The following is a 25,508-nucleotide window of genomic DNA, read 5'->3' on the forward strand; positions in this document are numbered from 1 at the left end:
AGGAGAGATTGCGTCTTATGCCTTGCAGTGTGACTTGACTCACTGTTACGGTCCTTACTCACATCGGTCATATAGGTGCTTGGTGGCGAATAAGTCCACCCCCGGCACCTCCTGTCTTATGCCCTTGAACTCGCCTTTCGGCGTAGGTCAGTCGGCTCGGGCTGGGCTGCCCGGTCCGGCTGCCTGAGGGGGCGTCATGGGCGTTTCGCGCGTGCCTGTTTCTCGTCGGATTTCGCCTCGGACGCGATGGATCAGCGGATCTACCGCCCTGGTCATGGTCGTCTCGCTGTTCACGGTGGTGGCGCCGATCGGGGTGCCCGGCGCCCCGACGGCGGCGATGGCGGTGGATCCGGCGTGCGTTGACAGTTCGCTGCCGCCGCCGAGCACCACCACGGCCGCTCCGGGTGCGACGACCGTGATCACCCAGGACGGCAGCACGGTGGAGGTGCCGCCGACGGCGGTGGACGCGCCGACGGCGATCGAGGCCGACTCGTTGTGCGCCTCGCAGCTGCCGCCGCTGGACTCGGGCATGACGAATGTGACCGAGGGCCTTCGCGATGGTTACCGCTTCACCCCGCACATGACCTTCGACGCCGATCTGCACATCACGGTGCCCTATGACGACGCGTTGATCCCGGCCGGGTTGGCCGAGCAGGACGTGCAGATCTTCTACTACGACACGGCCCAGCTGCAGTGGGTGCCGCTGCAGCGGGACAGCCTGGATCAGACTGCCGACCAGGTGGAGAGCCTGTCCAACCACTTCACCGACATGATCGCGGCGACGGTGACGGTGCCCGACCACCCGGAGAACGTGTCTTTGAACCCGACCAGCATCAAGGACCTCAAGGCCGGCGACCCGTCGAGCGGTGTCGGCCTGGTGCAGCCGCCGTCGGGCAACAGCGAGGGTGACGCGCGGATCTCCTATCCGATCGACCTGCCCGATGGCCGGCAGGGCATGGCGCCCGAGTTGGGCCTGGGCTACTCGTCCGCCGCCGGCAACGGCTGGCTCGGCGTGGGCTGGGACCTGTCGGTCCCCAGCATCGGCATTGATACCCGGTGGGGCGTGCCGCGCTACGACGCGGCCAACGAGACCGAGACCTATGTGGTCGGCGGCGGTCAGCTGACCCCGGTCGCCAACCGCGGCCCGGAGGTGCCGCGCACCGCGGAGAAGGTCTTCCGCTCCCGCGTCGAGGGCGAGTTCAACAAGATCGTCCGGCACGGCAGCACGCCCGCCAACTACTGGTGGGAGGTCACCGACTCCGACGGCACGCGCTCGTTCTTCGGCGGTGACCCGGAGTCCGGCCCGGTAGCCGCGGCCCGGCTGGCCGACGATGCCGGCAACATCTTCCGGTGGGCGCTGCGCGAGACCCGGGAGCTGCACGGCAACGCGGTGCGCTATGACTACCAGACGGTGACCGACGCCGGGGTGGCCGGCGGCACCGTGCTCGGGCGGCAGCTGTACCTGCGGACGATCGATTACACGCGGAAGGGCTCGACTGCTGGGCCGTACACCGTCAAGTTCGTCCGCGACAGCGAACTCGCGAACTACACCCGCCGCTCCGATGTGGTGATCGACGCCCGGGGCGGGTTCAAGATGGTCACCGCCGAGCTGCTGGCCCGGATCGAGGTCGCCTTCCAGGACGCCCCGGTGCGCAGTTACGATTTGGCCTATCAGAACGGGGCGTTCGGTAAGAAGCTGCTCGCCTCGGTCACCCAGCGCGGCGCGAACAACACCTCGCTCGGCACCCACACGTTCAGCTATTACGACGACATCCGCAACACGGCCGGCGGCTACGACGCGTACGCGACTCCGGTGAACTGGACGGTCGGCGCCGACGGGGTCACCGGCGGGCTGCTGGGCCGCGGGCAGGCCAGCGCCATCTCCGGATCGCTGAGCACCAGCACCGGCGGCCACCTCTACGCCGGCTACAACCAGACCAAGCCGACCAAGCAGGGCAGCGCCGGCGGCAAGGTCGGCTTCAGCCACAGCAGCACCGACGGCAAGCTGGCCCTGGTCGACCTCAACGGCGATGACCTGCCCGACAAGGTGTTCAAGACCGGCAGCGGAATCTCGGTCAGGTTCAACACCTCCGGCCCGGACGGCTCGACCGACTTCGGCTCACCCGTCGCGACCCCGACCCTGCCAGGCCTGGCCAAGGAGTCCGCTGAGACGACCTCATTCGGCGCCGAGGTCTACCTCACCGTCAACGCCTTCGCCAACCACGCCGAAACCTTCACCAAGGACACCACCTACTTCAGCGACGTCAACGGCGACGGGCTCACTGACCTGGTCCACGACGGCGCGGTGCTGTTCAACCACCTCGACGCCAACGGCGTCCCGACCTTCACCGCTGACAGCAGCGACACCTCGGTCCCGATCGGCTCCGGCATCCTGGATTCCGCCGGGCTGGTGGCCGACTACACCGCCAGCAAGAACCAGCAGGACGCCAACAACCCACCGGTCGACGTACTCCGACGGTGGACCGCGCCTCTCGCCGGCACTGTGCAGATCACCGGCGCCGCCGCACTCGTCCAGGACACCAGCCCCGAGCGCGCCGCCTACACCGGCGCCGACGGCGTCCGGGTGGCGATCCAGAACAACGGCGCCGAACTCTGGTCCGCCGTCATCGGCGCCACCGACTACACCGCCAAGACCCCGACCGGCGTGTCTTCGGTCACCGTCACCAAGGGTGACCGTCTCTACTTCCGGGTCGGATCCCGCTCTGACGGCGCCTATGACCAGGTGACCTGGGACCCGGTCATCCAGTACGTGTCGTCGGGCGTCGCCAAGCCGGCGATCCTCGACGCCAACCGGCTGAATGGCTATCGCTATCAGGCCTCGCAGGACTTCGCCATGGCCGGGCGTAGCGGCGCCAAGGTGCAGGCGCCGCTGAACGGCAGCGTGCGGCTCACCGGCAACCTGCACAAACTCGGCGCCACCAGCGACGACATCACCCTGGAGGTCATCAAGAACGGCCAGGTCATCACCAGCCAGCCCATGGCCGGAACAGCGATCGGTGACATCCCGGTCCAGACGGACATGACCGTCGCCAAGGGCGACACCATCGCCTTGCACGTGAAAGTGGACACGCCGATCGACGTGAGCAAGCTGGCCTGGACGCCGACCCTGCACTACCTCAGCTCGCCCGACGTGGCCACCGTCACCGACGACGCCGGCAACCCGCTGATCCAGCTGCACCCGCCGTTCGACATCGACACCTACCCGGCCAACACCAGCACCTCAGTGGATGGGCAGCAGTGGACAGCGCCCGCCACTGAGACCGTCTCCGTGAAGCCGGTCATCACCGCGGCTTCGGGCGCCAACGGCACGGCAACCTTCACTGTCAAGCGCCGTGGTGGCCTCATGGCGAAAAGGACCATCACCATCTCCAATGGCGTAGTGAGCGGTACCGGCGCGTTTCCGGTGGACGTCACAGTCAACGAGTTCGTGTTCTTCAACGTAGCCTCGGCCGACCCCACCCTCCGAGCAAAGATCACGTCGAGGTGGGTGGAGGTCACCCGACCGGGGATGGCGGCGGTCGCCCCGTCGCTATCGTGGTATTCCGCGGCCACCTCGGGCATGCTGGCAGCGCCCTACCGCGGTTGGAGCTATGTCGGCTACAACGGCGCCGGGGCTCGCGGGACCGGCCCGATCGTCGAGGCCGATTTGGACCAGGCGTTCAGCTCCAGTTCGACCTATGACCCCCGAACCGCGAATGCGCACCCGTTCTACCCCTCTGCGGAGGACGGTTCCTGGCGGGGGGCTGACGGCTCGGCGTGGGTGAAGGCGTCGACGATGAGCGCCTCCCGGGAGGGGATGGACAGCATCGGGGTGCCCACGGCGGCCGATGTTGCCGGCGCGCGGGCGGTTGCCCGGCTCAGCCACACCACCCAGGACGCCGTGGGCGGTGAGGTGTCGTTCCTGTCCGGCTCCACCTCGACCGGCGGCACCGCCAGCGACGTGGACTTCCTCGATCTGAACGGTGACCGGTTCCCCGACATCGTCAGCAATGGCAAGGTGCAGTACAGCTCGCCGAACGGTGGCCTGGAGTCTGCCAGCAAGGCGGTGTCCGGTCTGGGCGCCCCGCGCGACAGCGACGCCTCGGCGGTCAATGGTGGCGTCGGGGGCAGCCCGGCCCATTTCGCGGCGAACGGCCGCGGCGAGGTCGACACCTCCAACTCGGGGCCGGTGCGGGGCAACAAGACCGGCAGCCAGATGGCTCAACTAGGCCTTCAGGTGCAGGCCGGGCTCGGTAAGGGCACCTCCAAGCCCAAGCATGACCTGCTCGATGTCAACGGCGACGGGCTGCCCGACGTGGTCAGCCGCAACGGCGCGCAGCTGATGGTCGCGCTCAACCTCGGCTACGGCTTCGCCGCGGCCGAGCCATGGGGCACGGCGGTCATCAACGACGGGGCGAGTGAGAACGGCACTATCGGGGCGACCCTCGGCTTCAACGCCGGCCTGTACGACTTCGCCGGCGGGCTGTCGCTGACCAAGAACAAGTCACTCACCCGCGAGACCCTCGAGGACGTCAACGGCGACGGCCTGGCCGACCGGGTACTGCCCGGCGGCAGCAGCGGTATGCAGGTGGGCTTGAACACCGGCAACGGCTTCGCCGCTCCCATCGCCTGGTCCGGCGCTCTCAACGGGGCCTGCAAGGACGACACCAGCGTCGGGCAGGCCGACCTGGACTGGGAACACGCCCGGCTCTGCTCGGGCAGCACCGGCCTCGGCGCCGGCGCCTACTTCACCGTCGGGATCCCGCTGTGCGGGGCACAGTGCTTCCTGATCCTCAACCCCGGCGCCGACACCGACCAGTCGATGGCCCGGGACGAGGCCAGCCTGCGTGACCTCGACGGCGACGGTAACGCCGACCACCTCGCCAGCTCCGACGACGGCCAGCTCAAGGTCGCCCGCAACCGGACCGGCCGCACCAACCTGCTCAAGTCGGTGTCCCGGCCGCTGGACGCCACGTTCACGATGGAGTACACCCGGGACGGCAACACCACCGCCAACCCCACCTCGCGGTGGACGCTAACCAAGGTCACCCTGACTGACGGGCACGTCGGCGACGGCGTGGACACCCAGGCGACGGCGTACTCCTACTCCGGCGGTGTCTACAGCCGGCTGGAGCGCGAGTTCTACGGCTACGCCCAGGTCACCCAGCAGCAACTCGACACCGCACACGGCAACGCCGTCTACCGCAGCACCGTGCAGGACTTCCGCGTCGACAGCTTCTACACCCGCGGGCTGCTGGCCCGGGAACGGCTCTACCGCAGTGGCGGAGCCCCGATGACGGACACGGAGCACACCTACGTCCTGCGCGACGTCAGCACGGGAGCAGAGCCGGCCGATGGCGCCAGCACCTCGGCGACAATTTTCCCGATGCTCACCCGCACCGACAAGCGGTTCCACGAGGGTTTGGCGACGCCGAACAAGACCACCGCAACGGTCAACCACTATGACGTTCTGGGCCACATCGATACCACCACCGACTACGGCGAGACCATCAGCGCCGACGATGTGATCGCCCGGATCGGCTACACCTCCTGCCCGACGACACAGGTGCGGACGGCGAACTCGATCACCGTCACCGGCGGCGCCACCTTGATGCGCCGGCGCGAATCCACGGTCAACTGCGCCACCGGCGACGTCACCCAGGTGCGGCAGTACCTGGCCGACGGCAGCGCCGCGGTCACCGACCTGACCTACACCGCCGAGGGAAACATCCTCAAGGTCACCGATCCGGCGAACGCTGGCGGGCAGCGGGGCTGGTTGAGCTACGAATACGACACGCCCACCGGCACCCAGGTCACGAAGATCACCGACAACTTCGGGTTGTCCTCCACCGCGACGCACGATCTGCGGTTCGGCAGCGTGTTGACCCAGGTCGACGCCAACAACAACTCCACCACGTATGTCTACGACGAATTCGGCCGGCCCACCAGTTTCACCGGCCCGTACGAGCAGGGCACGATCACCCCGACGATCCGGTTCGAGTACCACCCCGAGGCGACGACGCCGTGGGCGATCACCCGGCACCTGGACAAGTACCGCAGCGCCACCGACACCATCGACACGGTGGTGTTCATCGACGGGCTGGGCCGCACCATCCAGACCAAGAAGGACGCCACCATCTACACCGGCGCCACCAGCGCGGTAAAGGACGTGATGGTGGTCAGCGGGCAGGTCACCCTCGATTCACTAGGCCGACAGAACCACGTGAGCTACCCGGTGACCGAGCCGTTAGGCACACCAGGCACGTTCAACGCCAGCGTCGACACCGTGATGTACACGAACTACGACTACGACTCGCTGGACCGCCTGACACAGGTGATTTATCCGGACGGCACCAAGACCGGCTATAGGTACGAATTTGGCGGCGACCTCGGTGGCATCGCTCAGTTCCAGCAGATCGTGACCGACGCCAACGGGCACGAGAAAAAGTACTACCGCAATGTCCGCGAGCAGTTGGTGGCCCTGAAGGAGTACCACACCCCCACGGGTGCGCCGACTTATGAGCGAATTTGGACCAGTTACGTCTACAACCCGTTGGGTGAACTGGTCACCGTCAAGGACAACAGCAACAACATCACCCGGCAGAGCTTTGACAACCTCGGCCGGCGCACGGTGATCGACAACCCCGACACAGGCAAGACCACCATGTCCTACGACCTGGCGTCCAACCTGACCGCGAAGGTGACGGCGAACCTGGCCGCGACCAGTCAGCAGGTCAGCTACGGCTATGACGTGGACCGGCTGGTGTGGATCAACTACCCGCGGTTCCCGGCCAACAACGTGACCTATGCCTATGGCGCGTCGGGGGCCAGTGACAACCGGGCCGGCCGGATCACCCGGGTCACTGATCAGGCCGGCAGCGAGGACCGGTTCTACGGCAAACTCGGCGAGACCACCAAGGAAGTCCGGACGGTCGTCGGCGACACCGGCAGCTCGCCCAAGACGTACACAACCTCCTACGTCTATGACACCTTCGGCCGGCAGCAGTCGATGATCTACCCCGACGGCGAGACGCTGACCTACCGGTATGACTCCGGCGGCATGGTCCGCGCCGCGAGCGGTGTCAAGGGCAACGACAACTACTCCTACGTCACCCGGCTGGAGTACGACAAGTTCGGCCAGAAGGCCTTCGTCCAGGACGGCAACGGCGTCAAGACCACTTATGCCTTCGACCCGGTGATGCGCCGGCTCAGTAACCAGCAGGCCGGACCGCTGCTGTCGCCCAACGGCGCCGACCTGGGCAACTTCCAGAACGCCAGCTACACCTACAACAAGGTCGGCAACGTCAAGTCGGTCGCCAACAACATCGCGATGCCGGCCCCGCCAAACTTCGGTGGCCCGTCCACGCAAACGTTCACCTATGACGACTTGGACCGGCTCACCGACGCCAGCGGCTCCTACCAGTTCGCGCCCGGCAAGTCCAACAACTACAGCTACGCACTCGGCTACGACAACCTGCACAACATCACCGTCAAGAACCAGACCAACACCATCGCGCAGGGCTCCGGCACCCCCGTGACGCAGGGCGAGACCACGTACAGCTACGCCTACGCCTACGCGGCCACCCAGCCGCACGCCCCGTCCCACATCGGCACCCAGACCTACGCCTACGACGCCAACGGCAACCAGCTCGGCTGGTCCGATGACAACAACGGCCAGCAACGCACCATCATCTGGGACGAGGAAAACCGCATCCAGAGCATCTTCGACAACGGCCAGGAACAGAGGTACAAGTACGACGACGCCGGCCAACGCGTCATCAAGCGCGGGCCGCAGGGTGAGACCGCCTACGTCAACCAGTACTTCACCATGCGCAACGGGCAGATCGGCACCAAGCACGTCTTCATTGACACCACCCGGGTCGCGTCGAAGCTGGTCAAGGCCAACGCCTACGAGAAGGACACCTACTACTTCCACGCCGACCAGCTCTCCAGCACCAACTACGTCACCGACTCTGGCGGCAAGCTCTACGAACACCTCGAGTACTTCCCATCCGGCGAAGCCTGGATCGAGGAGAAGAGCAACAGCCAGCGGACGCCGTACCGGTTCGCCGGCAAGGAACTAGACGAAGAGACCGGGCTCTACTACTTCGGCGCTCGCTACCACGACCCGCGTACCTCGGTCTGGCAGAGCCCCGACCCAGCGCTTCATAAGAACTTGGCCCAGCCGTCGAACGTTACTGCGCCAAGTTTCCTTAATCCCTACAACTATGCTGACGCCAACCCTATGTCGAAGGCCGATCCAGACGGACGGCAGGCGCTTACCACAGCCGAACTCCACCGTTACTCGTATTACCAAGGGGTCGGATGGAACCACGAGGGAGTCCAATACAACCAAGATATTGGCTTAGGGTTCCAACGAGCAGCAATGCAGTATTGGGGCAGGACGGAAAACCGCGCGCTATTTACTCCTCCCCAGACGTGGTGGGAAATGGCCATGGGCACTGTGCCGCCCTCAATCAGGCCTGATGCCGTCGGCCCCCTTCACATTGTCACAACTGACACAGGGACGGGTGCACCTACGATCAACAAATATTCTAATAGTGTGTTCTTCGAGGTGAAGGCTGTTAATGGAACTCTGCATCTCAGCTCTAATAACTACCAGATTCGATCCATGATCGACGAGCTTGCTAATAGTGAAGCCGCTACGGCGGGATACGTACCCCTGCTCGCTTTTCCTACGACCTCCAACACAATAATCGGTTCGGATATCGTCACATACGCCGAGAAGCGTGGGGTGCTGCTTGCCCAGGCCTTGGCCTATACCGTGCCAGCCGGAACGCGTGAAAACCCAAATAGCGCCTTACTCGGTTTCACCCCTATGATGGCGCTGAACTATCCCAAGGCCATGGGTGCAGTCGTTTATAACCTGCCGATCGCAAGGAGCCCGTTGATCCCGTTTATACTTAACGACACACCTGATTACTTCCCCGACCCCAATCCCCCTATTGTAGAGGACTAGGTGCGATGGCGGAGCGGGTTGACAAGGCCCCCTTGACCTCGCCCACGCGAACACGGAGTATCGAGTGAGCACAGCGGAACAGGTGAGTGCGAATGGCCACGGACATCCCCCCCTTTCAACCGATCCCTCCCGAGCGGGTACGTGAAATGCTGGCCAGCGGCATCGGCCAGCTCGACCCCGAGCTGGCCGAGAGCGGGCGTTGCGATGCTTACCGCTTGCCGGAAGACAAGCTTCTGCTTGTAATCCCGGATGGCAATGGCCGGCTCTTCCAGTCACGAACAGAGGTACTCCACCTGGCGAAGGAGTGGACGGGAGAGCGTAGACATCCGACCCATGTCATGGCGGAGTGGCTTCCTCGGGGGCCGGAGTTTGTCACCGACGTTATGCGCCTCGCTGGTGAGTTGGCCGGTCAGCTCGAAGAGGAGCTCGGCGGCACCAGTGAAGGATTGGATGCCGTCGACGGCCTGGTGCGGCGTCGCGGGGCCGATGTGTATCTGGAACGCGAGCAGTTCCTGCGCCTCCTAGCCTACGTCGGTGAGTTGGTACGGCATCGCGTTGAAGGTAATTGGTGCATGGTCCATACTGCAGACGACAGAATCTGGGAACCCTGGATAGTCGAGCCTTCAGGCTACCGTCACCAAATCTTTGCCCTGCTGCTCGGACAACTCCGCGTCTGGGGGACGTTCAGTTCCCTCAGACGCGCCATCGAGCATGACCTCAAGATCGCACAGGCCTATGCTGCCTTAAAGCCGCATGAGCCGAGTTCCAACAGACATGACTAGCGTGCCCCGTCCACGGCCATTGAAAGGATGGAGGCGCAGAAGAGATCCGGACGATCTCACGATCGCAGCCTCAGTTCGACGTTGCTCGGCGAGGAGATGCAGATCGCTTGACCGGCCGTATAACCGTACGACTCGGCAAGACTGAAACGGCCTGCGAGTCGGCGCGACGGTCCTCCTCAGGGGCTCCTGTCCACCGCGACGGCCGGCGAGCACCCAGCATGTCGATCAGCGACGCCACATTCGCGGTCTCGGGCTGCACGTCCACCCGCAGCCCGAACTCGCGCGCCGTAGCCGCGGTCTGCGGCCCGATGCAGGCCACCACCGTCTTGTTGTGCGGCTTGCCGGCGATGCCGACCAGGTTGCGCACCGTCGAGGACGAGGTGAAGCAGACCGCTGGAAGCCGCCGGACTTGATGGCGTCGCGGATCTCGGCCGCCGGCGGCGCCGCTCGAACGGTCCGGTAGGCGGTCACGTCGTCGATCTCCCAGCCGCGCTGGCGCAGCCCCTCGGCCAGTGTCTCGGTGGCGATGTCGGCCCGCGGCAGCAGCACCCGGTCGATCGGGTCCAGCACGTCGTCATGCGGGCATCCCTGATACCAGTGCTCAACCTGTTGAGAATCCTTCGTCCTGATGTACCACCCCGAAACGGGGCAATTGTGAAGGGAATGCGGCCGGCATGGCAGCAGGCAAGGGGCAAGGGGCAAGGTCAGTGGGCGCTGGGCTATCGCGAACCCCTGAACCCCAAGAGCGCAGCAAGCGCGACACCGACGGTCTGCTGGTCAAGCAGCGGATCATCGACATCTACCAGCACACCGGGTTCGACGGCATTGATCCCGGTGACCTGCGCGGCCGGTTCCGCTGGTACGGCCTCTACACCCAGCGAGCCCAGGGCATCCCCGGCGGCCGGACCGCCATCTTGGAGCCTGAGGAGCTCGAGGACGAGTACTTCATGCTCCGGGTCCGGATCGACGGCGGCCCGGTTGACCTCGGACCAGCTCCGAATGATCGGCGACATCGCCACTAAGTACGGATCGCCACCCACGCCAGTTCCGGCCGGATACCCTGGCGCTCCTCGGCATCTGTGCACCAGGGAGGTGCACAGACAGCAATCGCCTTGTCGATCGGTTCGCTGGTACCCAGCTCTGCCAGAGTTCGCCTCACCGGTAAGCGCGGATGGCTGGATGCGAGGATGTGCACATGACCCATCCCGTTGCTGACCCGCGTGCCGTCGCCGACCCGCGCGCCGTCGCTGAGTACCGCATTCCCGCTCCCGCCCTGCTGGCCGGTGACCTGGTGAACACCGCGCCGGGCGGTGAGGACGACTGGCAGCAGGTGCTGTCGGTGCACACCGCCAAGACGCCCGGCGACGACGCCGACGCGGCCGCGCTGATCGCCGAGATCGGTGACCGGTACGTGATGGTCCGGCTGACCGACGTGGCCCCGGTGGACAGCCCGGTGTACTTCGAGGAGGGCACGGCCCTGGCCTACGGCCTCGACGGCGCCGACGACGGCCCGGTCACCGACGTGCTGTCCGAGCCCGACGCGGTCCGGACCTTCCTCTACACCCGCTTCGAGCTGGTGACCGTCCGCTCGCGTCCCACGATCTAGCAGTCCCGCCGCTCGGCTGACCCGACTGCTCAAGTCGCGGCAGGCCTCCTTGGCCACTGATTTGGGGGCCGGCCGCGCGCACTGGTAATCTGGCGAGGTTGTCCGGCACTCTGCGCCGGAACCATCACTACCTTCATTCGGCTCAACGATCGGCATTTGAGGCAACTTCGTGGCGAACATCAAGTCCCAGATCAAGCGGATCCGCACCAACGAGGCCGCTCGGCTGCGCAACAAGAGCACCAAGAGCGCGCTGAAGACCGCGATCCGGTCCTTCCGCACCGCCGCCGAGTCCGGTGACAAGGACAAGGCCACCACTGCTCTGGCGCACGCCTCGCGGCAGCTGGACAAGGCCGTCAGCAAGGGCGTCATCCACGCCAACCAGGCCGCCAACAAGAAGTCGGCGATGGCGAAGCACACCAGCTCGCTCTAGGTCGGTTCGCACACTTCAACAGCCCGCGTACCGGCTCCGGCCGGGACGCGGGCTGTGTGCTGCCTGCGTCCGGGACGAGCGGCGCGCCTTCCCTCGCCTCGCGTCTGGGCTCCGCTCCGGCGTTCCCCCACCGGCGATCACCCATCATGAAGTGTTTGTCCGCTATGTTCGCCTAGCGAGCGAGGCCTTCCGGCGGCCGCGCACCGGCGAGACGGAGACCTCCATGACTGGCGCAAGAGTGATGACTGGCGCCCGAGCCAAGTCGCTGCCCACCGCGGTGCTGGTCGCCTCGCTGACGCTGCTCAGCTGGCTGATGGCGCCCGTCACCGCCGCGCACGCGGGCGTCGCCCAGCAGTACATGCAGATCAACATCTGCGGCAACGTCTGCTACGCCGGCGCCAACACCGCCGGCCAGGACATCGCCAACAGCGCCTACAGCCACGGCGCCCATGTCGTCTCGATCAACGAGGTCTGCGCAAACCAGCTGACCGCCGCCAAGAACGCCCTGGCGGCCAAGGGCCTGACCTACCAGGCTGTCTTCGGGCAGACGATCGCCGCCGGCAACTCAGCGCTCAACAGCGCCTGCCAGGGCTACGGCAACGGCCTGCTCATCCGCCACACCACCAGCACCGCACCGGCTGACAGCGCCGAGCGGATCCTGCTGCCGGACTTCGGAGAGGACCGGATGCTGCTGTGCGCCCACATCGTCGCGCCCTCCTTCCGGTACTGCGTGACCCACCTGAGCCCCGGCAGCTCCAGCGCGAACGAGCAGAACCGCAACACCCAGGCGATCGCGGTGGCCAACAAGGTCAACAGCTACACAACGCCGGTCGTGCTGGCCGGCGACTTCAACACCACCCCCGGCAGCTACGTGCTCGACCACATCTACGGCCCGTACTACACCGGCGCCAACGGGACCGGGCGCTTCCGGGAGGTCGACGCCTGCGCCAGCCGCACCAGCCAGACCAGCACCTGCAACGAGGGCACCCACGACGCGCCGTTCACGACCGATCCCAAGATCGACTACATCTTCACGACCAACAACCACTTCACCATCTCAGACGGAGACGCCACGTCCTCGGTGACCTCAGACCACGACCCGCTGTTCGGCAGCGTGGTCCGCAACTTCTAAAGGACGGCGGCGGCGATCCGCCTCAGCGCTCGCTGCGGGCGGCGGCGATCCGGCGCACCGCCGACTCCAGCGCGTAGGCCGGGTCGGCGGCCGCTCCCTTGACGTCGGCGTTCAAAGCAGCGACCACGCCTAACGCATGCCGCAGCCCCGGCTCGGTCCAGCCACCGGCCTGGGTCCGGGCCCGCTTGACCTTCCAGGGCGGCATGCCCAGCGCCGGGGCCAGCCGGAACGGATCGCCCGGCCCCGCGCCGAGCACCCGGGCCACCGTCCGCACCCCGTCGGCGAGCGCGTCGGCGATCACCACCGCCGGAACCCCGACGTTCAGCGCCCAGCGCAGGTTGGTCACCGCGCCGGCGACGTTGCCGACCACCGCCTGGTCGGCGACCGCGAACCCGCTGACCTCGGCCTTGCCCCGGTGGTAGGCCGCGACCGCGTCGACGTCGATGGAGCCGCCGCTGTCGCCGACCAACTGGGCCGCCGTCGCCGAGATCTCGCGCAGGTCGCTGCCGACCGCCTCCATCAGCGCCGCCGCGGCCTCGGGGGTGATCCGGCCGCGGAACCGGCGCACCTCGCTGCGCAGAAACGCGCGCCGGTCCTCGGCCCGGCTCATCTTGGCGCAGGCGATCTCGGCCGGCTTGGCCTTGCGGACGGCGTCGAGCACCGCCTTGCCCTTCGCGCCGCCCAGGTGCTGGACGACGACCGTCGAGTCGGGGTCGGTGTCCAGCAGCAGCGGCACGATCGTCTGCACCCGGGCTGCCGGCAGGTCCTGAGCCGAGCGCAGCACCACCAGCCGGCGGCCGCCGAACAGCGACGGGCTCAGCAGCTGCAGCAACTCGGCCGGCTCGACCACGCCGGCTTCGGCCTCGTGCACCTCGGCGTCGGGGTCCTCGGCGAGAACGGCGTTGCGCAGGTCCTCCAGCGCGCGGCTGATCAGGAACTCCTCATCCCCCACGACCAGGGTCAGCGGGGCAATCGCAGGGTCAGCGGCACTTCCGGCGGCGGGTGGCACACCGCCATCGTGTCACGCGGGTGCGACGAGGCGCCCCCGCGTCCCCGCCGCACCCGCGTCAAGCGGGGCCGAGTCGGCTTCCAGCCCGGGCCGGCCCCTCACCCGGACCGCTCAGGAGTCGGTGAACCGCAGGCTCGGCCCGCCGCGCAGCCGCCCGGCCGGCAACCTGCGTCCGCAGATCACCAGAGCCAGGTCCTGAGCCGCGCCGAACACCGGCTCCCCCGTTCCAAAAGACCAGTCGAGGTCCTCAGCGCGCAGCTCGACGCCGTCCAGCGCGGCGCCGAAGTGCTTGAGCGACTTGGGTTTGGTGACGGCGTCCAGGACGACCCGCAGCCGATCCTCGGGCACCCGCCGGTCCAGGCCCAGCCCCACAGTGACGTCCAGGCCGTGGATCACGTCATGCGTCAACGTCCCCTCGTACCCGACACCCGCCGCCTTGCGCGCCGACTCCGCGGAGTCAGCCATCACCGACACCAGCTGACCCGGCGGCGCCGAGCCGTCTCGCCGAGCGCAACGGTCGACCATCCGGTGGAAGCGCCCGCCCGACCTGGCCAGCTCGGACAGAAACCGCGCCGCGGAGTAGCCGTAGAGCATCTCCATGTGCGCGACCACCTCACGCACCCGCCATTGCGAGCACAGCGTCGGGGCGTTCCAGGACTCCTCCGGCAGGCCGCTGAGCACCGCGGCCAACTCCCGGCGCTCGGCCGTGATCAGTTCCTTCAGCTGGGTGTCCGCCGGCGACGCTGCCATCGCAGAGGAACCGGCCTCAGCCATCTGAGGCGGGTCGGGCGTCGGCGGTGAGGGACTGCAGGTAGCCGGCGAAGCGATCCAGCGACGAGGCGAAGCCGGCTTGAGCCTGCGGGCTGCGGTACGCCTCCGGCACGTTGGCCTGGTGGATCCGCACCTCGGTGCGGGAGCCGCCGAGGTCGGAGAAGCTCGAGGTGGTCCTCATCCCGCTGCCCGGCTCGTTCCACACCAGCCTCTCGGGCTCCACGACCTCGACGTAGACCGCCCGGGTCGGGTACTGGCTGCCGTCGCCGTCGTTGACCATGACGGTCTCGAACACCCCGCCCGGGCGCGCGTCGACGGTGATGCTCTGCAGGGGCGTGCTCATCCCGACGGGCCCCCAGAAATGGGTCAGGTGCTCCGGTTCGATCATGCAGCGGAACACCAGCTCTCGGGGCGCCTCGAAGACCCGGGTGTAGACGAGTTCGCCAGGTTCGGATTGGACGTCGCTCATGGGGCCATTCCCTTTTCGTCAGTGGGGCGTTCGTGGGTTGTGGTGGGGTGCTGGAGGTGGCGCAGGTGCTCGTCGAGCTTGTCGAAGCGCTGCGTCCAGACCCGCCGGTTCTGCTCGATCCAGTCCAGGGCCGAGTCCAGCGCCTCTCGCTCGAGGTGGCAGGGCCGGAACTGGGCCTGCCGGGTGCGTGAGATGAGCCCGCAGCGTTCGAGCACCTTGAGGTGCTTGGAGATCGCGGGCAGGCTCAGGTCGAACGGCTCGGCCAGCTCGTTGACCGTGGCGTCCGCTCGGGCCAGCCGGGCCACCATCGCGCGGCGGGTCGGATCGGCCAGCGCGGTGAAGGTGGCGTCGAGCTGGTCGTCTGTCACGGTCATGTCTGTCTCCTCGGCTGCACCTATTTCACCAGACGGTTATTTAGCTGTCAAGCTAACTATGTGGACGGTAGCCTCCGTGTCACAGTCGACAGACGCGGTCGCCGCTTTCGGGCATCGCCGCTCTATGGAGGTTCTCGTGCGATCGGTCACCTGCCAGCTCGCGGTGTCACTCGACGGTTTCATCGCCGGGCCGAACCAGAGCCTGGAGAATCCGCTCGGCGAGGGCGGGATGCGCCTGCATGAGTGGGTGTTCTCGACCGCCAGCTGGCGCGCGCAGCACGGCCTGGACGGCGGTGAGCACAACACTGACTCCGAGGTCGTCGCCGAATCCACCCAAGGAGTGGGCGCCTACATCATGGGACGCAAGATGTTCGGCGGTGGCGAGGGGGCCTGGCAGGAGAGCTGGACAGGTTGGTGGGGGGACGAACCGCCCTACCACGCGCCGGTCTTCGTGCTGAGCCACCATCCGCGCCAGCCGCTGGTGATGCAGGGCGGCACCACCTTCACCTTCGTCAACGACGGCATCGAGGCCGCGCTCGAACTGGCCCGAGCAGCTGCCGGCGACCAGAACGTCGCGATCGCCGGTGGCGCCAACACCGTCCAGCAGTACCTGGCGGCCGGCCTGCTCGACGAGCTGCACCTGCACCTGGTCCCGGTCGTCCTGGGCGCCGGCGAGCGGTTGCTGGTCGACGTCGGAAACCCGATGCTGCAGCCGACGCAGGTGATCGCCTCACCGGCTGTCACCCACCTGAAGTACCGGGTGGTGCGCTAGCGGCGCGCTTGTCCGCGCGCGCCGGCGCCGGCACTCGCACCGGTCGCGTTCAGACGCTCTCGGTGTGGTGCTGGGCGCGCAGGTCGCGCAGCAGGTCCACCGTCAACTCCGTCCCGGCCTCGACGGCGGTGTGCACGTCGCGGAAGTACTGCTCGTAGCCGGGCGGGGTGTACATGCACAGCGCCACGGCCGCGACCTCGTCGCTGGCGTTGCGAAAGCCGTGCACCGCGCCGCGCAACGCCGAGGCCAGGTCACCCGGTTCGAGCACTGCCTCCCCGTCACCGGTCGCCACGGTCAGTCGACCGGACAGCACGTAGAAGTGCTCGTCGTGGGCCCGGTGGATGTGCGGGCGGGCGCCCAGAGTGGCCGGCGGCACCGTGAACCGCTCGATGCCGAACCGGCCGTCGGTGTGCCGGCCGGTGAGCTTGAACAGGTGCTCCACGCCGGCGGCGTCGATCAGCTCACCCTCACCGGTCCGGACGACGGTTGCTCGGGGCTGCGGCGAGGTCGGCACCGCACCACTATGGCCGAGGGCCGCGCCGAACGCTGGGACGGCTCGGCGTCAGCGCCCGGTCCGACGCTCGGTGTCAGCGCGTCTGGCACTCTGGCGCCCATGCCCGCCGATTCGCTGTTCGACCGATTGCTCGCCGAGGCGGAGGCGGCGCCGGTGCAGGGCTGGGACTTCTCCTGGTTCGACGGGCGGGCCAGCGAGCAGCGCCCGTCCTGGGGCTACGCCGAGCTGATGAGGCGCCAGATGGCGGCGGCCGGCTCGGCGCTGGACCTGCAGACCGGTGGCGGCGAGGTGCTGGCCGGCGTCCCCGCGCCACCGGCCCTGTTGTGCGCGACCGAGTCGTGGCCGCCGAACGTCCAGATCGCCCGCCGCAACCTGGCCCCGCTGGGCGCCTCGGTCGTCCAGGCCGAGGACGGCCAGCCGCTGCCGTTTCGGTCTGAGACCTTCGACCTGGTGGTGAGCCGGCACCCGACCGTGGTGCTGTGGCACGAGATCGCCAGGGTGCTGCGCCCCGGTGGCCGCTACCTGTCCCAGCAGATCGGCATCGGCTCCAACCGGGAGCTGTATGAGTACCTGATGGGGCCGCAGCCGCATCCGGAGGGCGATGGAAGCGAGCGCGCTCTTCGGGAGCTGACCGCGGCCGGGCTGGACGCCGAGAACGTCCGGCACGAGTCGCTGGAGGTCCGCTTCGACGACATCGCCGCCGTGGTGGTGTTCCTGCGCAAGGTGATCTGGACCGTCCCGGACTTCTCGGTGTCGCGTTACCGTGACCGGCTCGCCGAGCTGCACGAGCAGATCCAGCGAACCGGGCCGTTCGTCTCGCACTCCCAGCGGGTGCTGGTTCAGGCCTTCAAACCGGCCGGTTGAGAGATTCAGCAGCTCACCGGAGGCAGATCGCTCACCGAGACGATGCTCAGCCCGCTCGCGCCCGACGCCGCGCCCGCCTCATGAGAGCCGGTTCCGAAGACGACCTGGTCCCCCACCACCGCCTGCAACACCTGGCCCGCGGGCAGTGCGACAGGCGTGCCGGTACGCAGGTCCAGCAGGCCCGCCGCACCGTTCACCACGGCGTCGGTGAACGGGTAGACCGCGGGACGGATGCCGGCTGTGTAGATCGCTGGAGCAGTGAAATCACCGGTCTGTCGGATCAACGGCTCGTGGTTCACTCCGGCGCCGCCCACGACCAGGTTGGAATAGCCGATCGATCTGTCCTCATAGCGCAACCACGACAGTTTGCTGACGCCGTCGAAGCCGAAGTTGCCACCGCCTCTGGCGGCGTCCAACTGAGCCTTGGTCAGCGGCGCGCCGGCGCCGTTGCCGAGGGTGCGAGTGGCGTCTGTGCTCTGTTCGTAAATCAGCGCCACACCACTGCCGTAGGAGATCAGTCCGGTGGCGTCCACGGCTCGAACCGAACCGGCAGCCGAGCGCCGAGCGAGATCCCAGGACTCCAGCGTGGTGATCTTGGGCTTGTTGGAGACCGTGGCCAGCCAGTACACCTTGCCTGCCGCGATGACCGGCGCTCCCATGACGACCTTGCCCTGCTGTTCTGCGTTCTCGGCCAGGGTGCGGGTGACGCCGGTGCCGCGTTCGTAGAGCATCACCTTGTAGCTGTAGCTGAGGTTCTGCGGACGCGCGACGGCGAAGGCGACCCAGTCGGCCGTGATCGCACCGGTCGGATCCGCCTGGGGGAAGTCGCTGCTGCTCGCCGGGGTGTAGATGTCTTTACCGGTGCTGCCGTGGAACAGCGCGAGCACGAGGTCGGAGTAGATCTGCGAGGTCCGGTCCGCCGGCTCATTGCCCTGGATGGCGAGGTAGTCGCCGGTGCCGCCATTGGCGCTGACCACCGCGTTGAGGCTCTTGTCCACCGGATACGCCCCGGCGTCGATCGCCTGCCGCCAGCTGGGCGGCGCCGCGACCACGCACGACGGGTTCGCCCTATTTCCCGCGGCGCTATCTCCGCTGCTAATCCCAGCCCCGCTGCTAATCCCAGCCCCGCTGTTTGAGCCTTGTCCCCCGCCGGACAGGCCTGCTTGAATTCCCACGACAGTGCCGACGATCGCGGCGAACACCACCACTGCCGCCGCCAGCAGTCCGAGGTTCTCACGTAGCGTGCCGAACCTGGCCGACTTCGGAGCTACCGCGGTCCGGTCGCTGTGATGGGAGTCCAGGTCGACCCGCCGGGCATGGGTGACGGTGGCCGCCCGTTGCTGAAAGAGCTCGGTCAGCCGGCGCTCCAGGTCATCGCCGTGAGGGGCGTTCATCGGCTCGTCCCGTCGTCGGAGGGGCTCAGCAGGAAGACGGTGCCCGAGGTCCGCAGGTCGGCCAGCGCCCGCGAGGCCAGGCTGCGGACGGTCCCCCGCCGGCAGCCGAGCGTCCCGGCGATCTCAGCGTCGTCGTAACCGAGGTAGTAGCGCATCACCAGCACCACCCGTTGTCGGTGCGGCAACCCGGCCAGCAGCTGCCACAGCTCGTCGCCGGACCCCGGGTCCAGGTCGTGGACCGGACGGTCCACATCGGTGGCGGTGAGCAGTTCGGTGCTGGACCGGCGCCGCGACCAGCTGATGTTGGCGTTGACGATCGCCCGCCGGGCGTAGGCCACGGGCTGCTCGATCTCCAGCCGGTCGCCGAAGCGCCGATGCATGGCCAGCATCACGTCCTGGACGAGGTCATCGGCCCGGTCGCGGTCGCCGCTGACGAGGTAGGCGAACCGGGTCAGGCCCAAGCCATGCCGGCGCGCGAAGTCGCCCAGGCTCTGACCTCTTGCGGTCTCGAAGCCGATGTCGGGCACCGCCGCCTCCGCCCTGGACGTCGAGCGGGCGGCTGAGAGCCGGCCGCGCCGCAACCGCATCGCCGGAGAAGCGGCGATCTGTGTCGTCATGCCCTTCTAACGTGCGCTGAAACGGAACTGTTGCACATTGGGGTGGGTTTGCGCGCGGGTCGGTCGGTTTGGGGGCACGCCCCGGAGGGTGAGTGGCAAGGAGCTGGCCGAATCTATCCGAATTACCTTGTCATGGAGTAGAAGTGAAGTGCCGCCGCTGGGCTTGGCCCGCTGCCTGGAATCCGGCAGGCAGGTGGGAGAACCGGGGTGGCCGGAGGATGATGCAAGGGTGGACGAACGCGACGCCGAGTCGGACACGGTGCATTGGCTCGACCTGGGGAGCGATCTAGACCCGAACAGCGGCCGTCGTCGCCCTCGACGCTGGCGGTGGTGGGGCGCGCTGGCCGTCGCGATGGTGGCGGCGCTGCTGCTGATCCGGACCCAGGATGGCGCCCAGCTGCTGACCGGCGCCGACCGGCCGTCGGCCGGGGCGGCCATCGTCGCTCCGGCCATCTCGCATTCCGCCTCGCCCGCCGGGCCGTCGCCGGCGTCGCCCTCCGGAAGCACAGGTCCACTGGGGGCGCCGCAGCCGGGCGCGGCAACGGCCGATTCCACGGCGGGGCCGGCAACCGTGGATGCGAGCACGGTGGCGGTCACCGAACTGGGCCGGCCGTTGCTCGCCGTCCCCGCTGACTGGGAGCTGTTCGGGCAAGGTCCGGGCGTCGTGGTGCGGATGGAGCTTGCGGCCGGCCGGATCACCCGCACCAAGGTTCCGCTGTTGGGCAGTGCCAGCCCGATCTTCTTCGTGGTCGGGCAGGACCGGGCGATCGTCCATCCGATGGACTGGGTCCCCGGTTATGTCGTGCACGACGGAAAGCCGGCCACTCGACCGCCTCCGGCTCTCAACCAGGCCGTCGCAATGCTGCCCGGGCCGGATCAGCGGCACCTGTGGGCAGAGACCCGGGCCGGCACCGGATCGGCGTTGACGCTGCTCACCCTGGACGGCCGCCCGGCCGGCGTCCAGATTCCCATACCTCAGGACGCGACCGTCCAGGCCTCAGACCGGGCGGGCAACGTCCTGATGTTCGGGATCGGCGGCATGTACGACGCCCGGCCGGACGGCATGCACCGGATCACCAGCGGAACGCTGCTGGCGGTCGGCCCCACCCACTGGCTCGCGCGGGAATGCGATGAGCGCTACCACTGCGCCGGCGTGGTGATCGACCGCGCCAGCGGCACGCGACGCGCTCTGAGGACCCCGCTGGACTCTTACGAGCAGACCGCCGGCGCCGTCTCACCGGACGGCAGGATGGCCGCGTTGCTGCAACCCAACGGCGTGGGCGGCAGCAACGTTCATCTGATCGACCTGGCCAACGACGCCGACCGGGTGACCGGCGTGACGACCAACTCGAATCAGACCCTGGGAGGCCGCGCCTTCGTCTGGTCACCGGACAGCCGCTGGCTGTTCGTGACCAACGGCGCCGGCCAGGTGCGGGCGCTGAACCGGGCCGGTTGGTCGGTCACGCTCGATGTCCGAGTGGGCCGGATTGAACAACTCGCCCTGCGGGCCGCGTCGCGCTGAGGCTCATCTCGCCGACGGGTCGCGTCGCGCTGAGGCTCGTCTTGCCTGAGGTTCGTGGTGCGCCCCTGCTGCCGCGTCCTCGGCTCGCGAGGGACTCGTGGGCCGGTCAACTGAGCGTGGTGTCGGCGTAGCAGGCCATCGCGTCACGGTAGAACTCGGCCAGCCCGTCGGCGATCCGGTCGTAGGTGGCTTTGAAGCGCTCGTCCTCGACGTACATCCGGCCCAGGTTCGTGAACGCGGCGGCGTCCGGAGTCCAGAACCGGCAGACAGCCTGGTAGGCGGCGTCGACCTCGGCCTGCACGTCGGCGTCCTCGACCGGCGTGCCGGCGGCCATCAGCTCCGCCATCCGGATCATGGCCGCCGTCATCTCACGCTGCATCCGCTCGATGTCCTGCGGTGTCAGGGTCGCGGTGAACCTGGCCGACTGCTCCCATTCCTGTGGCCAGCGCTGGCGTGCCTCCTGCTCATAAGCCGACGGGTCGAATCCCTCGAACAGGTTCTCCGGCCGGTTGATCTCGGTCATCGCGGTTCTTGCCTCCACATCGGTTCTCGCTTGGGCATCGGCACTTGCGTGCGCATCGGTTCTTGCCTGCGCATCGGCACTTGCCTGCGCATCCAGTTGGTCAATGGTCCGGGCGACGGTGCGGGCGAGCACCCCGAGCCGGTCCCGCTCGCGCAGCAACCGCTGGTGGTGCTCGCGGAGCGCCTGCACCTGGTCGAGCTGGCTGTCGAGAATGCCGGCGATCTCGGCCAGCCCCAGGCCCAGCTCGCGCAGCAGCAGGATCTGCTGCAGCCGCAGCAGCTCGGCCTGCTCGTAGTGGCGGTAGCCGTTGGCGCCGATATGCGACGGCGGCAGCAGGCCGATCTCGTCGTAATGCCGCAGCGCCCGCGAGCTGACCCCCGACATCCGGGCCACCTCGACGATCGACCAGGACACGCCGCCGCCCCCTCTTCTCATCGCACTCGTGCCGTCAGCTGCTCGTGGGCTGATCATGAGCCCGCTGACGAGCAGCTCACCAGCGACGGTAGAGGTTGACGTCGCGGCAAGGTCAAGCGCTGTTCAACCGGCCGACCTGGCGGCACGGACGACCGGAACCAGCCGGCCATCCTGATTGACCACCGCGATGTCGCCCTGCTGGTCGGTGCGGGCCACCGGCACCCCGAGGCGGGCCAGCTCGGCCAGCAGCAGCGGGGACGGGTGACCGTAGCCGTTGTCGACCCCGGCCGAGATCAACGCCAGGCGGGCGTGGGCCGCCTGCAGGAACGCCGGGTCGGAGTACGCGCTGCCGTGGTGCGGCGCTTTGAGGATGTCGGCGCGCAGGTCCACGCCGGCGCTGAGCAGTTCGTCCTGAGCCTCGATCTCGGCGTCGCCGGGCAGCAGGATCCGCACGCCCGCCACCGTCGCCCGCAGCACCACCGAGGAGTTGTTCGGGTCCGAGCGCGAGCCGAGGAACACGTGGCTCGGGCCGAGCACGTCGAGGCGGCTCTGACCGGCGTCGACGCGCTGGCCGGCGACGGCGGGCTCGAGCCGTAACCGGTGGCCGGCCAGCGCCGACAGCACCAGCCGGTGACCGCCGTCCGGCTCGGGCAGCGGTGAGCTGAGCACCCGGCCGACCTGACGCTGGTGCAGCACCCCTGACAGGCCGCCGACGTGGTCGAGATGGTCATGGCTGAGCACCAGCACCGGAATCCGGTTCACCCCCAACTCGCGCAGGCAGCGGTCCACCGCCACCGGGTCGGGACCGGCGTCGATGACCACCCCGCTGCCCGGTCCCGCGTTGAGCACCAGCGCGTCGCCCTGACCCACGTCGCAGGCGACCACGACCCAGCCGGGCGGTGGCCAGCCCACCAGCACCGCCCGGCCCGGGATCTGGATCAGCACCCCGAGCACGGTCGCGATTCCCACCAGCACCCTGGCGGCCGGCCGGCGGCAGAGCAGCACCACCACGGCGCTCAGCGCGGCGAGCAGCAACCCGCCGCGGACGCCGGCCGGCCAGGGCAGCGAGGCGCCCGACAGCGACCCGAAGCACTCCGCCACCCAGACCAGCCACCGGCACGGCCAGCCGGCCAGCTGCGCGAGCAGCGCCGCCAGCGGCATCCACACCACCGAGCTGAGCGCCGCCAGCAATCCGAGGAGGGTCGCGGCCGCGACCACCGGCTCGGCGAGCACGTTCGCCGGGATGGCCACCAGGCTTACCCGGCCGCTGATGCCGGCGACGATCGGCACCGTGGCCAGGTGGGCCGCGGCGGCGACCGCCAGCGCTTCAGCCAGCCCGGCCGGCACCCGCCGACGGCGCAACGCCTGGGTCCAGCCCGGTGCCAGCAGCAGCAACGCCGCCGTCGCGACGACCGAGAGCGCGAAGCCGAAGTCGACCGCCAGGCCCGGCTGCCACAGCAGCAGCCCGAAGACTGTCGCGCCCAGCACCGGCAAGGCCGCGCGCTGGCGCCCGGTGGCCAGCGCGAGAAGGGCGATGCCCGCCATCACCGCCGCCCGGAGCACGCTCGGCGAGGGCCGCGCGAGCACCACGAAGCCGATGAGCACCACCATGCTGACCAGCGCGATCATCGTCGGCGAGGCCCGCAGCCGCCTCAGCAGCAACGCCACCGCGCCGATCGTCAGCGACAGGTTGGTTCCGCTGACCGCGGTCAGGTGCGAGAGCCCGGCCACCCGGAACCGCTCTTCCAGCACCGGATCGAGTTCGCTGGTGTCACCCTCGACTAGGCCGGGCAGCAGCCCACGGGGCAGCGGCGGCAGCCCGGCCGCCGCCTGTCGCAGGCCCGAGCGCACTTCACCGGCGCCGCGTTGCCACCAGGGCGGGCGGCCGAGCAGCTCAGGCTCCGAACGCGCCAGGACGGTGGCCGTCAGCAGGTTGTCCGACAACGGCGGGCTCAACCGGCCGCTCAACCGGACCCGTTGACCGGGCAGCACTCCCCGCCAGGCGTCGGAGGGCCCCAGCACCAGCACCGAGCCCGACAGCGTGGCGCGCCGGCCGTCGACCGTGATCGCCCGCAGCCGGGCGTCGACGGCCATCCGCGGCGAGCCGGCGGCGCCGACGGAACCCAACGGCCGTGGATCGCCGCGCACCTCGAGCTCGGCGCTGACCTCCACTGCGGCACGGGCCAGCCTGGCCAGCTCACCGTCATGGGCGGCATGCAGCCGGGCGGCCAGCGGTGCGAGCAGCGCGCTGGAGCAGCAGGCGGCGAACGCCCCGATGAGCAGCACCGGCCGCCAACGGGCGGCGAAGGCCAGCAGCGCCGCGGCCAGCGCCGCTGCCAGGGCCGCCAGGGCGACCGCGCCGGCGCCGTGCCCCAGCGCCCAGAGCACCGCCGCCCAGCCGGCCAGGGCGCCGAGCCCCAGCCGCAGGTCGATCGGCTCGCTCATCTGAGGACCACCAGCGGCTTGAGGTCGGCGAACTTGCTGTCGCCGATCCCGGAGACGCTGTTCAACTGCTCGACGGAGTCGAACCGGCCGTGCTCGGTGCGCCAGTCCACGATGCGCTGAGCCAGCACCGGCCCGACGCCGGGCAGGCTGTCGAGCTGGGCGAGGGTGGCCGAGTTGAGGTCGAGCGGGCCGTCACCCGCTGCCGGCCCACCCGCTGCCGGACCGCCGATGCCCGGACCGCCACCGGCCGGCGCGCCGCCACCGGCCGACGCGGCGCCGGTGTCGCCGTCTGCCGGCGTGGCCAGTCCGATCAGCAGTTGCTCGCCGTCGGCCAGCTTGCGGGCCTGGTTCACCAGTGCCGGGTCCACCCCGCTCAGCAGCCCGCCCGCCGCTCGCACCGCGTCATTCACCCGAGAGCCGGCCGGCAACCGGTAGACGCCGGGCTTGCGCACCTTGCCTGCCACGTCCACCACGACCTGCGGCGAGCCGGTCACGGGCGCCGCCGGGCCGCTCCGGCCGGCCCGCGGGGACGTCAACGAGCCGCCCGGCGCCGGCGCCGACGAGGCGGCGCTGCTGGCCAACGAGCCCACCGGCGCCGAGTCGGCGGCCAGCATCGGGCGCGGGCGCGCCGCCAGCACCCAGCCGCCGGCCACCAGCACCGTCACCGCGGTGACCACGGCCATCGCCAGCACTCCCCGGCCGCCGGGGTTGCACCGGGCGTCGCTCAGCGACGGGCCGCCGGGTTCCAGCGCGCCCAGCCGGGCCGCGACCGGGCTGCCCAGCAGCCGGCCGATCAATCCGCTGACCAGGCTGACCGCGCCAGCCAGCCCGGCCGTCACTCCGCGCCGCTCGTAGCCCCGTTGCACCTGGACGACGTTAGGGAGCCGGCT

At 68.7% G+C, this 25,508-nt stretch carries 20 protein-coding genes and 1 pseudogene; 9 read left to right on the forward strand and 12 right to left on the reverse strand.

Features of this window, described 5'->3' with window-relative positions; genetic code table 11:
* The first annotated feature begins 274 nt into the window (after positions 1–274).
* Both VGB75_12010 and VGB75_12015 read left to right on the forward strand, forming a co-directional pair.
* Positions 275–8,980 (forward strand): SpvB/TcaC N-terminal domain-containing protein, encoded by an 8,706-nt coding sequence (locus tag VGB75_12010; protein HEY0167755.1) that lies wholly within the window; start codon positions 275–277, stop codon positions 8,978–8,980.
* A 92-nt stretch (positions 8,981–9,072) separates the two neighbouring features.
* Positions 9,073–9,762 carry a hypothetical protein gene (locus tag VGB75_12015; protein HEY0167756.1) on the forward strand — a complete coding sequence of 230 codons (690 nt, stop codon included), beginning with the start codon at positions 9,073–9,075 and terminating at the stop codon, positions 9,760–9,762.
* 70 nt (positions 9,763–9,832) lie between these two features.
* Here the strand turns inward: VGB75_12015 and VGB75_12020 are convergent, their stop codons facing one another.
* Together VGB75_12020 and VGB75_12025 are read right to left on the reverse strand one after the other, a co-directional pair.
* Entirely contained in the window at positions 9,833–10,129 is a 297-nt protein-coding gene (locus VGB75_12020) for a uroporphyrinogen-III synthase (GenBank protein HEY0167757.1), read from the reverse strand.
* A gap of 89 nt (positions 10,130–10,218) precedes the next feature.
* Positions 10,219–10,332: pseudogene (locus VGB75_12025) on the reverse strand (uroporphyrinogen-III synthase).
* Between the two features lie 137 nt (positions 10,333–10,469).
* Here VGB75_12025 and VGB75_12030 point away from each other — a divergent pair.
* The 4 genes from VGB75_12030 (at position 10,470) to VGB75_12045 (ending at position 12,930) form a co-directional block, all read left to right on the forward strand.
* Positions 10,470–10,784: a hypothetical protein gene (locus tag VGB75_12030; GenBank protein HEY0167758.1), complete on the forward strand. Its 315-nt coding sequence runs from the start codon at positions 10,470–10,472 to the stop codon at positions 10,782–10,784.
* A gap of 173 nt (positions 10,785–10,957) precedes the next feature.
* Positions 10,958–11,368 carry a hypothetical protein gene (locus VGB75_12035; GenBank protein HEY0167759.1) on the forward strand — a complete coding sequence of 137 codons (411 nt, stop codon included), beginning with the start codon at positions 10,958–10,960 and terminating at the stop codon, positions 11,366–11,368.
* A 169-nt stretch (positions 11,369–11,537) separates the two neighbouring features.
* A complete protein-coding gene (gene rpsT / locus VGB75_12040) occupies positions 11,538–11,798 on the forward strand; it encodes a 30S ribosomal protein S20 (protein HEY0167760.1) in 261 nt (86 codons plus the stop codon).
* 223 nt (positions 11,799–12,021) lie between these two features.
* Positions 12,022–12,930, forward strand: coding sequence for an endonuclease/exonuclease/phosphatase family protein (locus VGB75_12045; protein HEY0167761.1), 909 nt, complete (start codon positions 12,022–12,024; stop codon positions 12,928–12,930).
* Between the two features lie 22 nt (positions 12,931–12,952).
* Here the strand turns inward: VGB75_12045 and VGB75_12050 are convergent, their stop codons facing one another.
* From VGB75_12050 to VGB75_12065, 4 genes are all read right to left on the reverse strand, one after another.
* Complete coding sequence (locus VGB75_12050; GenBank protein HEY0167762.1) at positions 12,953–13,939, reverse strand: DNA polymerase III subunit delta; 987 nt, start codon at positions 13,937–13,939, stop codon at positions 12,953–12,955.
* A 111-nt stretch (positions 13,940–14,050) separates the two neighbouring features.
* Positions 14,051–14,689: a maleylpyruvate isomerase family mycothiol-dependent enzyme gene (locus tag VGB75_12055; protein ID HEY0167763.1), complete on the reverse strand. Its 639-nt coding sequence runs from the start codon at positions 14,687–14,689 to the stop codon at positions 14,051–14,053.
* Between the two features lie 16 nt (positions 14,690–14,705).
* Entirely contained in the window at positions 14,706–15,179 is a 474-nt protein-coding gene (locus VGB75_12060; protein HEY0167764.1) for an SRPBCC domain-containing protein, read from the reverse strand.
* Positions 15,176–15,553 (reverse strand): metalloregulator ArsR/SmtB family transcription factor, encoded by a 378-nt coding sequence (locus tag VGB75_12065; GenBank protein HEY0167765.1) that lies wholly within the window; start codon positions 15,551–15,553, stop codon positions 15,176–15,178. Before VGB75_12065 ends, VGB75_12060 begins: the two co-directional genes overlap by 4 nt.
* A 136-nt stretch (positions 15,554–15,689) precedes the next feature.
* On the opposite strand from VGB75_12065, the gene VGB75_12070 reads away from it, so the two are divergent.
* The gene (locus tag VGB75_12070; protein HEY0167766.1) at positions 15,690–16,325 is read left to right on the forward strand and encodes a dihydrofolate reductase family protein; all 636 of its coding nucleotides are present in this window, start codon (positions 15,690–15,692) and stop codon (positions 16,323–16,325) included.
* 49 nt (positions 16,326–16,374) lie between these two features.
* Here the strand turns inward: VGB75_12070 and VGB75_12075 are convergent, their stop codons facing one another.
* Positions 16,375–16,839 carry a cupin domain-containing protein gene (locus tag VGB75_12075; GenBank protein ID HEY0167767.1) on the reverse strand — a complete coding sequence of 155 codons (465 nt, stop codon included), beginning with the start codon at positions 16,837–16,839 and terminating at the stop codon, positions 16,375–16,377.
* A gap of 99 nt (positions 16,840–16,938) precedes the next feature.
* Here VGB75_12075 and VGB75_12080 point away from each other — a divergent pair, with 99 nt between their 5' ends.
* Entirely contained in the window at positions 16,939–17,703 is a 765-nt protein-coding gene (locus VGB75_12080; GenBank protein ID HEY0167768.1) for a class I SAM-dependent methyltransferase, read from the forward strand.
* A gap of 5 nt (positions 17,704–17,708) precedes the next feature.
* On the opposite strand, the gene VGB75_12085 is transcribed toward VGB75_12080, so the two are convergent.
* A complete protein-coding gene (locus tag VGB75_12085; protein ID HEY0167769.1) occupies positions 17,709–19,097 on the reverse strand; it encodes a hypothetical protein in 1,389 nt (462 codons plus the stop codon).
* A complete protein-coding gene (locus VGB75_12090; protein HEY0167770.1) occupies positions 19,094–19,714 on the reverse strand; it encodes a SigE family RNA polymerase sigma factor in 621 nt (206 codons plus the stop codon). Before VGB75_12090 ends, VGB75_12085 begins: the two co-directional genes overlap by 4 nt.
* A gap of 229 nt (positions 19,715–19,943) precedes the next feature.
* Here VGB75_12090 and VGB75_12095 point away from each other — a divergent pair, with 229 nt between their 5' ends.
* Complete coding sequence (locus VGB75_12095) at positions 19,944–21,236, forward strand: hypothetical protein (GenBank protein HEY0167771.1); 1,293 nt, start codon at positions 19,944–19,946, stop codon at positions 21,234–21,236.
* Between the two features lie 106 nt (positions 21,237–21,342).
* Here the strand turns inward: VGB75_12095 and VGB75_12100 are convergent, their stop codons facing one another.
* The 3 genes from VGB75_12100 to VGB75_12110 all read right to left on the reverse strand — a co-directional run bounded on the left by VGB75_12100 (position 21,343) and on the right by VGB75_12110 (position 25,484).
* Positions 21,343–22,194, reverse strand: a complete 852-nt coding sequence (locus tag VGB75_12100) for a MerR family transcriptional regulator (protein ID HEY0167772.1) — start codon at positions 22,192–22,194, stop codon at positions 21,343–21,345.
* Positions 22,195–22,296: 102 nt separating this feature from the next.
* Positions 22,297–24,618, reverse strand: a complete 2,322-nt coding sequence (locus tag VGB75_12105) for a ComEC/Rec2 family competence protein (GenBank protein HEY0167773.1) — start codon at positions 24,616–24,618, stop codon at positions 22,297–22,299.
* On the reverse strand, positions 24,615–25,484 hold the full coding sequence (locus tag VGB75_12110) for a ComEA family DNA-binding protein (protein ID HEY0167774.1): 870 nt from the start codon (positions 25,482–25,484) through the stop codon (positions 24,615–24,617). The genes VGB75_12105 and VGB75_12110 overlap by 4 nt, the downstream gene beginning before the upstream one ends.
* Between the last annotated feature and the right edge of the window lie 24 nt (positions 25,485–25,508).

Origin of the sequence: Jatrophihabitans sp. (assembly GCA_036399055.1) — a bacterium.
GTDB lineage: Bacteria > Actinomycetota > Actinomycetes > Mycobacteriales > Jatrophihabitantaceae > Jatrophihabitans_A.

Excerpts from the sequence above, each read along its gene's own strand:
- VGB75_12035 (HEY0167759.1), top strand. The coding sequence starts at position 10,958 with ATGACCCATCCCGTTGCTGACCCGCGTGCCGTCGCCGACCCGCGCGCC.
- VGB75_12055 (HEY0167763.1), bottom strand. The coding sequence starts at position 14,689 with ATGGCAGCGTCGCCGGCGGACACCCAGCTGAAGGAACTGATCACGGCC.
- VGB75_12060 (HEY0167764.1), bottom strand. The coding sequence starts at position 15,179 with ATGAGCGACGTCCAATCCGAACCTGGCGAACTCGTCTACACCCGGGTC.
- VGB75_12045 (HEY0167761.1), top strand. The coding sequence starts at position 12,022 with ATGACTGGCGCAAGAGTGATGACTGGCGCCCGAGCCAAGTCGCTGCCC.
- VGB75_12015 (HEY0167756.1), top strand. The coding sequence starts at position 9,073 with ATGGCCACGGACATCCCCCCCTTTCAACCGATCCCTCCCGAGCGGGTA.
- VGB75_12085 (HEY0167769.1), bottom strand. The coding sequence starts at position 19,097 with ATGAACGCCCCTCACGGCGATGACCTGGAGCGCCGGCTGACCGAGCTC.
- VGB75_12080 (HEY0167768.1), top strand. The coding sequence starts at position 16,939 with ATGCCCGCCGATTCGCTGTTCGACCGATTGCTCGCCGAGGCGGAGGCG.
- VGB75_12090 (HEY0167770.1), bottom strand. The coding sequence starts at position 19,714 with ATGACGACACAGATCGCCGCTTCTCCGGCGATGCGGTTGCGGCGCGGC.
- VGB75_12010 (HEY0167755.1), top strand. The coding sequence starts at position 275 with ATGGTCGTCTCGCTGTTCACGGTGGTGGCGCCGATCGGGGTGCCCGGC.
- VGB75_12065 (HEY0167765.1), bottom strand. The coding sequence starts at position 15,553 with ATGACCGTGACAGACGACCAGCTCGACGCCACCTTCACCGCGCTGGCC.
- VGB75_12100 (HEY0167772.1), bottom strand. The coding sequence starts at position 22,194 with ATGAGAAGAGGGGGCGGCGGCGTGTCCTGGTCGATCGTCGAGGTGGCC.
- VGB75_12105 (HEY0167773.1), bottom strand. The coding sequence starts at position 24,618 with ATGAGCGAGCCGATCGACCTGCGGCTGGGGCTCGGCGCCCTGGCCGGC.